Origin of the sequence: Pseudomonas sp. CFBP 8770 (genome assembly GCF_014841705.1) — a bacterium.
Lineage (GTDB): Bacteria > Pseudomonadota > Gammaproteobacteria > Pseudomonadales > Pseudomonadaceae > Aquipseudomonas.
Genome location: NZ_JACYUL010000003.1, coordinates 462,259 through 477,148, shown reverse-complemented (window position 1 = coordinate 477,148; position 14,890 = coordinate 462,259). Strand labels below are relative to the sequence as shown.

The 14,890-nt window shown below is 62.2% G+C and carries 12 protein-coding genes; 7 read left to right on the top strand and 5 right to left on the bottom strand.

Annotated elements, in window-relative coordinates; all coding sequences use genetic code 11:
* The first annotated feature begins 280 nt into the window (after positions 1-280).
* The gene (locus tag IFT98_RS09450; protein WP_192048186.1) at positions 281-703 is read left to right on the top strand and encodes a hypothetical protein; all 423 of its coding nucleotides are present in this window, start codon (positions 281-283) and stop codon (positions 701-703) included.
* A 230-nt stretch (positions 704-933) separates the two neighbouring features.
* On the opposite strand, the gene IFT98_RS09445 is transcribed toward IFT98_RS09450, so the two are convergent.
* The 5 genes from IFT98_RS09445 to IFT98_RS09425 all read right to left on the bottom strand — a co-directional run bounded on the left by IFT98_RS09445 (position 934) and on the right by IFT98_RS09425 (position 6,248).
* On the bottom strand, positions 934-1,818 hold the full coding sequence (locus tag IFT98_RS09445; protein WP_446730820.1) for an alpha/beta hydrolase: 885 nt from the start codon (positions 1,816-1,818) through the stop codon (positions 934-936).
* A 3-nt stretch (positions 1,819-1,821) separates the two neighbouring features.
* Complete coding sequence (speA, locus tag IFT98_RS09440) at positions 1,822-3,735, bottom strand: arginine decarboxylase (protein WP_122480302.1); 1,914 nt, start codon at positions 3,733-3,735, stop codon at positions 1,822-1,824.
* A 132-nt stretch (positions 3,736-3,867) separates the two neighbouring features.
* Entirely contained in the window at positions 3,868-4,239 is a 372-nt protein-coding gene (locus IFT98_RS09435; protein WP_122796597.1) for a translation initiation factor Sui1, read from the bottom strand.
* 391 nt (positions 4,240-4,630) lie between these two features.
* The gene (locus IFT98_RS09430) at positions 4,631-5,173 is read right to left on the bottom strand and encodes an NUDIX hydrolase (protein WP_192048184.1); all 543 of its coding nucleotides are present in this window, start codon (positions 5,171-5,173) and stop codon (positions 4,631-4,633) included.
* A 4-nt stretch (positions 5,174-5,177) separates the two neighbouring features.
* A complete protein-coding gene (locus tag IFT98_RS09425) occupies positions 5,178-6,248 on the bottom strand; it encodes a DUF2333 family protein (RefSeq protein ID WP_192048182.1) in 1,071 nt (356 codons plus the stop codon).
* A 285-nt stretch (positions 6,249-6,533) separates the two neighbouring features.
* Between IFT98_RS09425 and IFT98_RS09420 the strand changes: the two genes are divergently transcribed.
* The 6 genes from IFT98_RS09420 (at position 6,534) to IFT98_RS09395 (ending at position 14,780) form a co-directional block, all read left to right on the top strand.
* Positions 6,534-8,480: a methyl-accepting chemotaxis protein gene (locus IFT98_RS09420; RefSeq protein ID WP_192048180.1), complete on the top strand. Its 1,947-nt coding sequence runs from the start codon at positions 6,534-6,536 to the stop codon at positions 8,478-8,480.
* Positions 8,481-8,621: 141 nt separating this feature from the next.
* Positions 8,622-10,403: a protein-disulfide reductase DsbD gene (locus IFT98_RS09415; RefSeq protein WP_192048179.1), complete on the top strand. Its 1,782-nt coding sequence runs from the start codon at positions 8,622-8,624 to the stop codon at positions 10,401-10,403.
* A gap of 385 nt (positions 10,404-10,788) precedes the next feature.
* Positions 10,789-11,241: an acetyl-CoA carboxylase biotin carboxyl carrier protein gene (gene accB, locus IFT98_RS09410; RefSeq protein WP_122480307.1), complete on the top strand. Its 453-nt coding sequence runs from the start codon at positions 10,789-10,791 to the stop codon at positions 11,239-11,241.
* Positions 11,242-11,258: 17 nt separating this feature from the next.
* Complete coding sequence (gene accC, locus IFT98_RS09405; protein WP_192048177.1) at positions 11,259-12,605, top strand: acetyl-CoA carboxylase biotin carboxylase subunit; 1,347 nt, start codon at positions 11,259-11,261, stop codon at positions 12,603-12,605.
* 148 nt (positions 12,606-12,753) lie between these two features.
* Positions 12,754-13,632 carry a 50S ribosomal protein L11 methyltransferase gene (gene prmA, locus IFT98_RS09400; protein ID WP_192048175.1) on the top strand — a complete coding sequence of 293 codons (879 nt, stop codon included), beginning with the start codon at positions 12,754-12,756 and terminating at the stop codon, positions 13,630-13,632.
* A 41-nt stretch (positions 13,633-13,673) separates the two neighbouring features.
* Positions 13,674-14,780, top strand: coding sequence for a DUF3426 domain-containing protein (locus IFT98_RS09395; RefSeq protein WP_192048173.1), 1,107 nt, complete (start codon positions 13,674-13,676; stop codon positions 14,778-14,780).
* Positions 14,781-14,890 lie beyond the last annotated feature (110 nt).

Here is a 14,890-nt window from a genome sequence, read left to right as displayed (position 1 = left end):
GATAAACTGACAATCAATCAGCTAAACGCTGTTGGTCAATGCCGGCACTTTCTTATGACAGAAAGAGTCAACATCCAATCCATATAGAATACAGCAAAACTTCGCGAGATCATTACTAGAAGTAACAAAGCCTTCTCTACACTATCACGACTCCGCCTCCAGCCAAATGTAACCATTAGTTAAAATCACGCTAACAAGCGATACATATTCATATCCTGCCTATAGACTACGCCGCCTTCCACTTCACTATCGATTGGAAATCCGTAAATAAGGAATAGGGATGCCTACACTTCGCAGTTTGTTTGCCGCCACGCTCATCGTATTGACCACTGGCTGCGCGAGCGGACTCAACTCCGCCCAGCAATCCGAACTTGCCATGCTCCGCGCCAAAAACCTCGCCGTGGAAGTCAAACAACCCGTCCTCGGCGCCGGCCTTGGCCTATTGCCTGGCGGTGGGTCGTTCTATGGCCGCGCCTATGGTTGGGGCGTCGTCAACCTGCTTCTGTGGCCAGCGTCCATTCTATGGGACCCGGTCAGCGGCTACGACGCTGCCGAAACTTTGAACTATCATGCCAGCAAAGAGCATGTCGCCAGTTTGAGAAAAAGTGACATGAACGAGCTTGACTCCAAACTCACCACCGATGAGATCGATCTGAAAGCCTACACACTAGAAAAGCGCAAGATCGAAGATAAATACCAGTGAGCCTTTGACCTCATAGAAAAAGCCTGCCATAGAGCGGGCTTTTTCCCATATGGACTTTTGATAATAGCAGAATGCTTGAATGCTGCTTCCAAGGCTCTTGCAACTGTAAAATTCCATCCTCACCCTGAAACGCGCCAGGCTCTGGCTCAATGACCTCTGCACGCCGCACTTTCAGCATCTACCATAATAAAATCTGACAATAACGTCTGCGACGAACCGGCAAGATTCATCTATTCGCGCAAACGGACTTCCGCTGTTTCAGGCTTGGCCTTGACGAACCGCTCGACGTCATCCAGCACGGGTGCCAGCCAGCGCAGGGGCCAGGCGAATGAGGCGACCAGGGTGCGATGGTTCGGTCGGCGGTAATAGCGCTCCTGCACCGGGACGCCGGCGAGGCGCAGTCGGTGTGCGAGGTTTTCGCTGTTGCGTACCGGGTCCACGGTCGAGTCATGGGTCGCGGCGATGAGCAGCGCCGGGGGCGAGCCTGCCAGAGGCTGGTTGATGGGTTGCGATTGGGGCGGTGAATCGGGGAAGAAGAATACCGGCTTGGCTTCGGGATTCTCGATCGGCAAGAAATCATAGGGGCCGGCCAGGCCGATCCAGCCGCGCAGCGCATTGGCGGGGAGCCCGGCTTTACCCAGCCACTGCGGATCGAGGGCAAGCATGGCCGCGTTATAGCCGCCGGAGCTGTGGCCCATCACGAACAGACGGCGAACGTCGCCACCGTACCGAGCAATGTTTCGATAGGTCCAGGCAACGGCATCGGCGCCGTCTTCGAGAAAGCTGGGATAGCGCACCTGTGGATAGAGACGGTAGTCGGCGACCACCACCAGCAATCCACGGGCGGCCAACGCCTGGGCGACGAAACGATAGTCGCCTCGCTCGCCGCTGTTCCAGGTACCCCCATAGAAAAAAACTACCACCGGAGTATCCGGCAGTGGTCGATTGGGGCGGTACACGTCCAGCTTCTGCCGCGGGTCGGCGCCGTAGGCTACGCCCTGCGTGAGCTGATAGCCGCCGGACGCCGTCAAGGCATCCAGGGTGTGCAGCCCGGAACAAGCGCTTAGCAGCCCCAGCAGGGCGGCGAGCGCTAGGAGCCGGGCAACCAGACCCACTCGTTACGACGACAGGTACGAAGAACGCGTCAGGCCCAGGCGCAGGGCGTCCAGGTACTGGGTACGTTCGCGCGCGGTGATCTTGGCGCTGGCAACCTTGTCGCGGTAATGGGTCATCAACTCCTCGGGAGACAGATGCACATAGCGCAGCATGTCTTCGATGGTGTCGTGGGTTTCGATACCGGCGCTGTAGACGCTGCCGTCCTGACGCTGATAGATGTTCACCGAGTCGGTGTCACCGAACAGGTTGTGCATGTCGCCCAGAATTTCCTGGTACGCGCCGACCAGGAAGATACCCAGCAGGTAATCTTCACCCTGATTGACGGCGTGCACCGGCAGGCTGGTCTCGATGCTTTGCTCATCCACGTACTGCTTGATCTTGCCGTCGGAATCGCAGGTCAGGTCTTGCAGTACGGCGCGGCGCAGCGGCTCTTCGTCGAGACGGTGCAGCGGCAGGATCGGCAATACCTGGCCGATGGCCCAGGTATCGGGCAGGCTCTGGAACACCGAGAAGTTGCAGATGTACTTGTCGGCGAGCTTGTCGTTGAGCTCGTCCAGCACCTGGCGATGCGAGCGCTGACGGGCCTTGAGCGAATTGTGCAGGCGGCGGCAGACGGCGAAGTAGCACTGTTCGGCCAGGGCCTTCTGCGCCAGGGTGACCTTGCCGTCGGCGTACTGCGCTGCGATGTCACTGATGTAGTGGGTCGCACGCCAGTAGTTTTCGGTGACCATCTCGATGTCGGTCGGACCCAGCAGATCGACCAGCCACTGCAGGGTTTCGGGCAGGCTCTGCTTGTCGACGATCTCGGGCACTTCGTCGTTGTGACGCTCGACGTCGGTGACCTGCACCACCAGCATGGCGTGGTGCGCGGTCAGCGAGCGGCCACTCTCCGAGAAGATGTGCGGATGCGGCATGCCCTGGGCATCGCAGAATTCCTTGAGCATGCCCACTACCACACCGGCGTAGTCGTCCATGTCGTAGTTGATCGAGCTGGCATTGCGCGAGTGAGTGCCGTCGTAGTCGACACCCAGGCCGCCGCCCACATCGATGTGATCGACCGGCAGGCCCAGCGAACGCAGCTCGCCGTAATAGCGAATGGCTTCCTTGAAACCGTGCTGGTAGTCCGCCAGGTTGGCGATCTGCGAGCCCATATGGAAGTGCAGCAGGCGAATGCCCTGGTCCACGCCGGCTTCACGGAAACGCTCGACGACCGACAGCAACTGAGCGGCAGACAAGCCGAACTTGGATTTTTCACCACCGGTGTCGGCCCACTTGCTCGATGCCAGGGACGACAGGCGCACGCGCAGACCGATCTGCGGCTTGACCTTGAGCTCGGCCGCCTCTTCGATCACCAGCGCCACTTCGGACTCTTTCTCGATGACGATGAAGACGTTGTGACCCAGCTTCTGGCCGATCAGGGCCAGACGGATGAATTCGCGGTCCTTGTAGCCGTTGCAGACGATGGTCCCGCCCTTGGGCGCCAGTGCCAGCACGGCCAGCAGCTCCGGCTTGGAGCCGGCTTCCAGGCCGATCGACACGCCTTCGGTGGCGATGATGTTTTCCACCACCGCTTCCTGCTGGTTCACCTTGATCGGGTACAGCGCGGTATAGCGACTCTGGTAGTCCAGGCGAGCGATGTTGGCATCGAAGGCACCGGTCAACTGGCGTACACGGTCTTGCAGGATGTCGGGGAAGCGCACCAGCAGCGGCAGCGACAGGCCGCTCTTGCGCAGTTGGTCGACCTGCTCGTAAAGATCGATCGGCGAGCTGTCAGGGCCGTTCGGACGAACCTCGACACGGCCGGCCTCGTTGATGGCGAAATAGCCCGCGCCCCAGTGGCGGATGCCATAAACGCTGCGGCTGTCGGCCACTGTCCATTGGCTGCCATCGTCTTTACGTGTGCGTCGTACGGACATCGAGGTCCCCTATGAAAAAAGTCGGTTGTCGCGGGCCGTCGGGCCCTGCGCAGTGTAGAAGGTAAAGATGACGATTGCTGCGCCTGCAGGGGTAGACCCCGGCGAGTACTTCAAGTTTACAAGGTGTGCGGCTCAACCACCGGACTTGCGGGCCTTGAAGCCCTGCTTGACCAGCTCGGCGAGCAGCAGCTCGACATGGTCGCCCTGGATTTCGATGACGCCGTCTTTCAACGCACCGCCTGTGCCGCAACGGCGCTTGAGGGTGGTTGCCAGCTCCTTGAGCGCATCGGCCGGGAGTGGGACACCGGTGATGGTGGTCACGGTCTTGCCGCCGCGACCTTTGCTTTCGCGCCGCACGCGGGCGATGCCGTCGCCCTCTGGCACGGCCGTTTGCTTGCAGGTGCAGGCGTCGATGGGCTGACGGCAGTCCGGACAATGCCGACCGCTGTCGGTGGAGAACACCAAGCCGCCGAGGGCGGCGAAGGATGCGGCTTTTTTGGCCACCGGCATGCCTCATGTGAAGTGGATCAGGCCGAGCAGTTTAGCGGGAAACCTTGTGTGTGCTAAGTGCCTGATGGGGGCATTTGCCGAGGTTCGGATGATTTCATCAAGTGCGGTGCTGTACAGGGAATACCGCAGTGCCCGTTTCGCGGCCGATGACCGCTCCTGCAGGTGTCCGCAATCCCCTGTGGGAGCGGTCCGTGGCCGCGAAGGGCGCGCTGCGGTGTGTCAGATGTATCGCAGCGTCTTTTTCGCGGCCGATGACCGCTCCCACAGGTGTCCGCAATTCCCTGTGGGAGCGGTCCGTGGCCGCGAAAAGCACAGCGCGGTGTATCAGGCGAACCGCGTAGCCTGTTTCGGGGCCGAAGACCGCTCCTGCAAAGCGCGCGCGGGGTCAGGCGTTGTCCCGGCAGGTCAGGAATCGCAGCAATGCAGCCAGCGAATCGGGACAGTAAGGCTCGGTGGTGCTTTCATCCAGAGCCTGTTGGACCGGGACAAACCGGGCCTCGAGCACTTCCTCCGGTTGCAGTTGCAGCTCGCCATCCCAGACAGCCGAGAACACTGCACACCAGACCCGGTTGCCTGGCTGGTCGAATAGAAAATGCTCGTGAGCGGTCAATTCGACGCCGCTTACGCCCAACTCTTCTTCAAGCTCGCGCGCAGCCGACTCCGCATAGGTCTCGTTGCCCTGGACCATGCCGCCCGCCGCCACGTCCCAATAGCCAGGGTAGATCGCCTTGCTCAAGGTACGCCGGTGCACGCACAGCTCACCCTGGCTGTTGAACAGGAGAATGTAGGTGCCGCGACCGATCAGCCCACGTTCGCGCAGTTCGGACCTGGGCAAGGTCCCCAGCACCTGATCGGACTCGTCGACCCAGGCGATCGACTCGGCGTCGGACGCTGCACGATGTTCGACCTCCTGGGTCGAGATCGGCATGTCCTCAGCCCTGCGACAGCAGCTGACGCAAGTCGATCACCGCGGCATTGGCCCGCGAGATGTAGTTGGCCATCACCAACGAGTGGTTCGCCCACATGCCGAAACCACTGCCATTGAGAATCATCGGGCTCCACACCGGTGCCTGCGACGCTTCCAGCTCACGGATGATCTGGCGCACGCTGACGGTTGCATTCTTCTTGGCCAATACATCGGCGAAGTCGACTTCGATAGCGCGCAGCAGATGCGACAGCGCCCAGGCCTGACCGCGTGCCTCGTAGAACACGTTGTCGATCTGCATCCACGGTGTCTCGACGATTTCCTCGTCGACCTGCGGCGCCTGACCAGCAATGACGCTTTCGGTCTTGAGCGTGGTGTTCAACTTGACGCGACCGACACTGGCAGACAAACGCTGCGACAACGAGCCCAGACGCGTACCGACGTCGCCCAGCCAGTTGTTCAGGTTGTCGGCACGGGTGTAGAACAACGCATTGGTCTGGCTTGGGTCGGACAGGCGATTCTGGTAACGAGTGAGCAGGTTGATGCCTTCCTGGAACTCCGACTCGCTGGAAGGCAGCACCCAGCTCTTGTTGTCGAAGTTGAAGCGCGGCTCGGCGCGGGCCAGGTCACTGTCTTCGGCAGACTGCGACTGCGAACGAGCGAAGTCCTTGCGCAGCGCACGGCTCAGGTCGCGAACCTGTACCAGCACGCCGTATTCCCAGCTGGGCATGTTGTCCATCCACAGGCCAGGCGGAAAGCGGTCGTTGGAAATGTAGCCACCAGGCTTGTTCAGCAGGGTCGACGCTACTGTCTTGAGGGTCTCCACCGTGGTGTAGCCTACTACCATCTGACGCCCGTCACGCTGGGCAGCCGACTGTGCAGTCTGCTGCACCGGGAACAGCTCGGGCTCTTCGCTCCAGTACCAGCCCAGCAACAGGGTCACCACCAGATAGACAGCCAGCGCACCCAGCACAGCCTTGCTCAGCAGCAGGCTCTTGACATGGCTGCGTGGCCCGCCACTGGTGTCGGCACGCTCGCGCGCTCCGCCGTTGCCCGCACGATTCTTCCAGTCCAGCATGGCTTATGTCCTTTCTATCGCGGAATTCATGGGTTCTGACCTCGCCACCCGGCTAACGTGCCTCCCATGGGCAAAGTTTTCCAGGCAAGGCAGTATCGCCACTATAAAGGATGCATCGGCATGTCGCAGTCGCGGTAAAGACATCCGGATGTGTCTGAGCGTCGAATTCATTGGCCAAGCGAAAATACAGGCCATGTGCCATCTTTTTCACGTTGAAGTCACGCGCCTGTAACAGACCGCCCCTACCTTCACGCACTGACCATTTCGCTGTTGGTAGTGCCCCCCATGCGCCTGAAACTGCTCACCAATCTGAACACCCTGCTGCTGGTCGCCGTGTGTACCGCCCTGGCGGCAACGCTGTGGTGGTCGCAACGGGCGCTGGAAAAGCCCTATCTGTTGATGGAGCGCTACCTGCAACTGTCCCGCCAGTTTCAGGATGACGTCGTGCGCAACGTCCAGGATTACCTGAACAGCGGCGATGCGCTGCGCCATGCCGAAGCGACTCAGGGCCTGATGCGGCTGCGTGAAGGGATCGCCACCCTGCCCAGTGAACTGAGCGGCCCATTGCGCAGCGACGTCGATGCGCTGAGCACATTCACTGCCGAGCAGTTGCTGGCTGCCGGCAAGCTGGCGGGCGATCCACAGGCGCTGCTGGTGCAGGCCGAACGTGAACTGGGTGGTACGTTGGAACAACTGGCTCGATATGCCACGAGCAACGGGCCCTATCAGGCCGCACTGCTGCCCGCCGGCCAGCACTTGGCCAAACTGTCCCTGGCACGCGAGAAAATGATCAGCAGCGGACGCAGCGAACTGGCCGCGGACGTCGAGCGCGAACTCGCCGGCATCAGGGCCCAGGCAGACACGCTGCAGAGCCTGCCGCTGCTGGGGGTGGCCAGTTCCACTGCGTCGGGGGCCGATGACTTTGCGGCGCTGATGGGTTTGCAGAACGAAAACACCGGCGAGGCTCAGGATGATGGCGTGGACCTCAAGCGCGAGCTGGCCAGCTTGCTGACGCGCTATCCGGCGGAACTGGGCCGTACCCGTGAGCTGATCCAGCGGCGTACCGAACTGGCCGATGCCGCACAGCAACGCATCGGCGCGGTTCAGCATGGCCTTGGCGAGCTGGAACCGGCGGTGCGTGGGGAGCACGCCAGAATCCAGGGCGAAGTGCGTCTGCTGCAAGGGGCCATGATCGGCCTGATCCTGTTGATCGCACTGCTCATCGACCGCATGCAACGCCGCCTGGCCGGTGCGCTGACCCGCCTGGATCCGGCCTTGTCGACCTGGGCCGAGGGGGATTTCGCCGAGCCGATCGCCCTGGGCCGTACCAACCATGAATTGCAGGCCATCGAAGCGTCGCTGAATCGCCTGCGCCTGTATCTGGTCGCGTTGGTCGGCACCATTCGCCAGAACGCCGAGCAAGTGGCCGGCAGCAGTCACCAACTGGCCGAACTCAGCGGTGGCCTGCACCAGGGGGCGCTGCGTCAGGCCGGCGATACCGCACAGATTCGCGACGCGCTGGGCGAGCTGGAGGCAACCATCGGCCAGGTAGCGGACGATGCCAGTCAGGCAGCTGCGGCCAGTCGATTGGCAGGTGAAGCGGTGGAGCATGGCCAGCATGTCATTGGGCAGAGCCTCAAAGGGCTGCATGCGTTGGTGGGTGAAGTACAAAGCAACGCGCAGATGATCGAGCAGCTTGCCGAGGAGTCGGCCACCATCGGTGGGGTGCTGACCGTCATCCGCTCGATCGCCGACCAGACCAATTTGCTGGCACTCAATGCCGCCATCGAAGCGGCGCGTGCCGGAGAAATGGGTCGCGGCTTCGCGGTGGTTGCCGAAGAGGTCCGTTCGCTGGCGTCGCGCACGACCGGGGCGACCCATCAGATCCAGCGCTTGATCGGCAACCTGCAGACGGCAGCGCGCGAGTCCGTGCACGGCATGCGCGCCCAGGTGGTTCATGCGCAGGCGACGGCCAGCCAGGCCCAGGCAGCGGACGGTGCGCTGGTGCAGATCGTCGCGGCCATCCAGACCATCTCCGGCACCGCCGTGCGCATCGCTCATTCAACCGCGCAGCAGAGCGGTGCCGTGGGCGAGATTCGCGAGCACGGCGAGCGCATTCATGGCTTGGGTGAAGACAACCTGTTGCGCATCGGGCAGGGGCGCGCGCAGGGCGAGCATCTGTTGCGCCTGGGTGGCGAGTTGCGCACGGCGGTGGAGGCGTTCAGGGTCTAGAGCTTTTAGCTGACTGGGCGACCCCATCCAGGCGACCCTATCCGGGCGACCCATCCTGTTACATGAAATCGGGCCCTGGCGATTCGGCAGTACCGCATCGCTCCAGTATGATGCGCGCTCAATTGCTGTTCGAGAACTGTCATGCGCCGCCTGCTTTGCCTCCTGTTGTTGGTTTTCGCACTGCCCGTCGCGGCTTCCGGCCTGCTCGACGCTCGGCCCAGCGCCACGCTGGGCGGTGCTTCGCTGAACAACGGCGCCGACTTCCTGCCGGTCGGCCAGGCGTTCCAACTCGAACAGGTAGAGGCTTCTGCACAGGACATCACCCTGCGCTTCGTGATTGCCGAAGGCTACTATCTCTACCGTCATCGCTTCGAATTCAAGGCCGAGCCTGCCGACATCGCGCTGGGGGCCGCGCAACTGCCAACGGGCGAGCAGAAACACGACGAGTATTTCGGCGATGTCGAGGTCTACCACGGCATTCTCGACGTGCATATCCCTCGCCCCGCCGGTGACCAGCGCGCCTTCACCCTGGCGGTCACCTTCCAGGGCTGTGCCGACAAAGGCCTGTGCTATCCGCCGGAAATCCAACGCCTTTCCGTGCCCGGCATTGGCCAGGCCGCTCCAGTGGCGAGCGATGCGGCATCCCCAGGGGGGTGGCAATGGCATGAACTGGCGTTGTTCTTTCTGGCCGGTATCGGCCTGACCTTCACGCCCTGCGTGCTGCCGATGCTGCCGATCCTGTCCGGCGTGGTGCTGCGCGGGCAGGTGGGCGGGCTGCGCGGCTTCAGCCTGTCACTGGCCTATGTGCTACCAATGGCCGTTTGTTTTGCCCTGCTGGGTGCGCTGATGGGCAAGTTCGGCGCCGAACTCAACCTGCAGGCACGACTGCAGTCGGTGTGGGTGCTGGTGCCGTTCGCCCTGTTCTTCGTGGTATTCGCGCTGGCCATGTTCGGCCTGTTCGAGCTCAAACTGCCGGCTGCCGTGAGCCAGCGCCTAGACCGCGTGGCAGGCAATGCCAAGGGCGGCTCGCTGTGGGGAGCCGCCGTGCTCGGGGTGGTGTCGAGCCTGCTGGTGTCGCCGTGCGTGTCGGCGCCGTTGGCCGGCGCGCTGCTTTATATCAGCGCCAGCGGCGATGCCCTGGGGGGCGGACTGAAACTGTTTGCACTGGGTCTGGGCATGGGCGCGCCGTTGCTGCTGGTGGCCACCGGTGGTGCGGCCTGGCTGCCCAAAAGTGGCCCGTGGCTGGTCACCGTGAAAAATGCCATTGGCGTCTTGCTGCTGGGCCTGGCCATCGCCCTGCTCGCTCGCGTGCTGCCAGGCAGCATCACCCTGCTGCTGATCGGTCTGCTGGCAGCCGGCATCGGTGTGTTCATGGGGGCTCTGGAGTGGGTCGCCAAACCTGCGCGCCAGCGCCTGCAACAGGTGCTTGGGCTGGCCTTGGTGTTTTATGCCCTGGCGTGCTGGCACGGCGCTTTGAGCGGCCAATCCGATCCGTTCCAGCCGCTGGCACGCCAGGCCACGACCGGTGCGCCAGCGACTGCCCCGACCGCCGCGCAGGACGCCTGGCAGACGGTTACCACCACCGACGGCTTCGAACAGGCCCTGCGCCAGGCGACTGCCGCCGGACAACCGCTGGTACTGGACTGGTATGCCGACTGGTGCATCAGCTGCAAGGTCATCGAGCATGAAGTGCTGACCGATGCGCAGGTGATCGCAGGGTTGCAGGGCTACCGCAAGGTTCGCCTGGACATTACCCAGAGCAACGCGGAACAACGCGCCCTGCTCGATCGCTTCAAGCTGTTCGGGCCCCCTGCATTGCTGTTCTTCGACGGCAACGGCAACGAACAGGCAGCCTCGCGTGTGGTGGGCGAAGTCGACGCGGCAACGTTCCTCGGGAAAATACCGTCTTCAGGCAATCGGTGACATCGTCGGTGACCGAAACCGACAAGCCAGTCACAAATTTTGCGCAAACATCGGACAACGTGCGGGCTATTGCGCTTAACTGGACATACGCCTGATGTTTCCGGCATAGTTCGCCCGCTTTGCCCGTGAAGCCGATGGCAAGACACCACTTGAAATGGACATGACTCGACAGCTTTTCATGACCGATGTCACCCCTGACGTGACGCGCCGCTGTCGATGAGCATCCCACTGTTCGACGTGCGTATTTTTCACCGGCACGTTCGAGAATTTTCGCCGTCACTCGGCCCTTTTCAACGGCACATGAGTGTTTGCAGCCTTCTTCGAAAGGCGCTTGGCAAGAACACCTACTGAACGCCCCTGACCGACCCTTGGGAGTTGATGATTGATGGATATTCGTAAAGTCAAGAAACTGATCGAGCTGCTGGAAGAGTCCGGCATCGACGAGCTGGAAATCAAGGAAGGCGAAGAATCCGTACGGATCAGCCGTCACAGCAAGACTCCGGCGCAGCAGTACTACGCACCGGCGCCGATGGCCGCGCCTGCCGCAGCGCCCGTCGCCGCTGCACCTGCCGCCCCGGCCGAGCCTGTGGCTGCCAAGCTCAACGGCACCGTGGCCCGCTCGCCGATGGTCGGCACCTTCTACCGCAAGGCGTCGCCAGCATCGCCGGCCTTTGCCGAGGTCGGTCAGACCGTCAAGAAAGGCGATACCCTGTGCATCGTCGAAGCAATGAAAATGATGAACCACATCGAAGCTGAAACCAGCGGTGTGATCGAATCGATCCTGGTAGAAGACGGTCAGCCGGTTGAGTACGACCAGCCGCTGTTCACCATCGTTTGACCAGCGGAGAGCCTGCGATGTTGGAAAAAGTTCTGATCGCCAACCGCGGCGAAATCGCCTTGCGGATCCTGCGTGCCTGCAAAGAGCTGGGCATCAAGACCGTTGCCGTCTACTCCAAGGCCGACAAGGAGCTCATGCACCTTGGCCTGGCTGACGAGTCGGTGTGCATCGGTCCGGGGCCTGCCAACCTGTCCTATCTGCATATCCCGGCAATCATTGCCGCGGCCGAAGTGACTGGCGCCACGGCCATTCACCCAGGCTATGGCTTTCTCGCCGAGAACGCGGACTTCGCCGAGCAGGTCGAGAAATCCGGTTTTGCCTTCATTGGCCCGACTGCAGAAACCATTCGCCTGATGGGCGACAAGGTGTCGGCCAAGCACGCGATGATCGCAACGGGCGTACCGACGGTGCCCGGCTCCGATGGTCCGCTGCCGGAAGACGAGGAAGAGGCCCTGCGCATCGGCCGTGAAGTCGGCTATCCAGTGATCATCAAGGCCGCTGGCGGCGGCGGTGGTCGCGGCATGCGCGTAGTGCACAAGGAAGAAGACCTGATCGCCTCGGCCAAGCTGACCCGCACCGAAGCCGGTGCCGCGTTCGGCAACCCGATGGTGTATCTGGAAAAATTCCTGACCAACCCACGTCACGTGGAAGTCCAGGTGTTGTCCGACGGTCAGGGCCAGGCGATTCACCTGGGCGACCGTGACTGCTCGCTGCAGCGCCGGCACCAGAAGGTGCTGGAAGAAGCGCCGGCACCGGGCATCGACGAAGCCGCGCGCGAGGAAGTCCTGGCGCGTTGCGTGAAAGCCTGTATCGAGATCGGCTACCGCGGTGCCGGTACGTTCGAGTTTCTCTACGAGAATGGCCGGTTCTACTTCATCGAGATGAACACTCGCGTGCAGGTAGAGCATCCGGTATCGGAGATGGTCACGGGTATCGACATCGTCAAGGAGATGCTCAGCATTGCCGCCGGCAACAAGCTCTCGTTCACTCAGGACGACGTGGTCATTCGCGGTCACTCGCTCGAGTGCCGGATCAACGCCGAAGACCCGAAGAGCTTCATTCCGAGCCCTGGCACCGTAAAGCATTTCCACGCACCGGGCGGCAACGGCGTTCGCGTCGATTCGCACCTGTACAGTGGCTATGCGGTACCGCCGAACTACGACTCGCTGATCGGCAAACTGATCACCTGGGGCAAGGACCGCGACGAGGCCATGGCCCGTATGCGCAACGCCCTGGACGAGATCATCGTGGACGGCATCAAGACCAACATCGCTTTGCACCGCGATCTGGTCCGTGATGAGGGTTTCTGCAAAGGCGGCGTCAACATCCACTACCTGGAACACAAACTGGCCAGCGAGAAGTGATTCGGTTGTAGACATAAAGGTATGGATGTAAAAAAGACCCGGCTCTCGAGCCGGGTTTTTTTTGGTCCTCGCGCGTCTCCTCGCGTAAACTGGCGCGCTTGTCGCAGCGACCGTGCTGCGCCCCCCGTTTAGATCGAAGGTGCCTGCCATGCCTTGGCTGCAAGTCCGTCTGGCCATCAGCCCAGAACAAGCCGAAACCTATGAAGATGCCCTGCTGGAAGTCGGTGCCGTGTCCGTGACGTTCATGGATGCCGAAGACCAGCCGATCTTCGAGCCCGAGCTCAACACCACGCCGCTCTGGTCGCACACCCATCTACTGGCGCTGTTCGAAGCCGATACCGACGCCGGGGCTGTGTTCGCCCACTTGCAGTTGTTGACCGACGCCGCCCTGCCCGAGCATCACGCGGAAGTGATCGAGGACCAGGACTGGGAGCGCAGCTGGATGGATAATTTCCAGCCCATGCGCTTCGGCCGCCGCTTGTGGATCGTGCCCAGCTGGCACGAAGCTCCCGAGCCTGAAGCGGTCAATCTGCTGCTGGACCCAGGCCTGGCGTTTGGCACCGGCACCCATCCCACCACGGCACTGTGCCTGGAATGGCTGGACGGGCAACAACTGCAGGACACGCAGGTGCTGGATTTCGGCTGCGGCTCGGGCATTCTGGCCATCGCTGCGTTGCTGCTGGGCGCGCGTCAGGCGGTTGGCACCGACATCGATGTGCAGGCGCTGGAGGCTTCACGCGACAACGCCCAGCGCAATGGCATTGCCGATGAGCGCTTCCCGGTGTACCTGCCTGCCGACCTCCCCGTTCAGCAGGCCGATGTGCTGGTCGCCAACATTCTTGCGGGACCGTTGGTCAGCCTCGCTCCCCAGCTCAGCGGATTGGTCCGGCCTGGCGGCCTGCTGGCGCTGTCGGGCATCCTGGCAGAACAGGGCGAAGAAGTCGCGGCGGCCTACGCCCGCGACTTCGAGCTGGATCCGATTGCCAACCGTGACGGCTGGGTACGCATCAGCGGCCGTCGCCGCTGAGCCCCACCCAGAATGTCCCTCGGCCCTACCAGGACCTGCGCATGAGCGAGAGTTTCGTCACCCAGTGCCCGCATTGCCAAAGCAGCTTCCGTGTCAGCCACAACCAACTGAGTGTGGCGCGCGGTGTGGTTCGCTGCGGCTCCTGCCTGCAGGTCTTCAATGCGGCCCGGCAGTTGCTCGAACAGAGCGCAACCCTGACCCCGGCCAATTTGCCCAGACCGCCGGAACTGGCCCCGCGGCCGTGGACCAACAGTGACATCGACCTGGATCGACTCGAACTGGGTGATGCTCCCAGAATGGACAGCCTGAGCGCGCGCCGGGACGATGCCGATGCCGATGCCGATACGGCGGCCTTGCCACCGATCATCGAACGGCTGCCGGCACTGGATGAAGACCAGACCCCAGCACCTGCCAGGCGGACCGAGCCTTCGTTTTCCCACCCCGAGCCCCTCGACGAAACCCATGTCGATGACGAGCCGTCGGTGGATGGCCATGGTCGCTTGTCGGCGCTCGACGAGCATGACCGCGACGAGCCGCCCGCTGCCGCATCCACTACCACTCGCAAGGTGCAGGCAAGTCGTAACGAGCCAGCCTTGCGCGACGAAGACGATCTGGCCGACCTGCTCGACGAGCCGATGCAACTGGCCTGGGAGAAGCCCCGCTCGCATTGGGGCAAGCGTCTGTTGTGGCTGGGCCTGGCGATCGTGGCCGCACTGGGCCTGGGCGTGCAGTACCTGGTCTACCATTTCGCCGAACTGGCCCGTCAGGACCAGTACCGCCCGCTGTTCCAGCAACTGTGCCCCGTTATAGGCTGCAGTGTGCCGGCCAAGGTCGATATTGCCCTGGTAAAAAGCAGCAATCTGGTGGTGCGCAGCCATCCCGAGTTCGCCGGCGCGCTGGTGGTGGATGCGATCATCTACAACCGTGCTGCGTTCGCGCAGCCTTTCCCGTTGCTGGAGCTGCGCTTCGCCGATCTCAACGGGCAGTTGATCGCCAGCCGTCGCTTCAAGCCCAGCGAATACCTCGACGGCGAATTGGCCGGCAAGGCCGAGATGCCGCCGCAAACGCCCATCCACATTGCCCTGGACATCCTCGACCCAGGCCCTGCGGCGGTCAATTACAGCCTCAGTTTCCGCTCGCCCGAATAGCCGGATGCGCCAGGGTACGGGTGCCCTGCGCCCGTTCAAAGCTGTCCGTGCGGGCAGATAACTGTTCAGATTTTATCCAAATCTATCTTTAACCCGTCATCGAGAGCGGG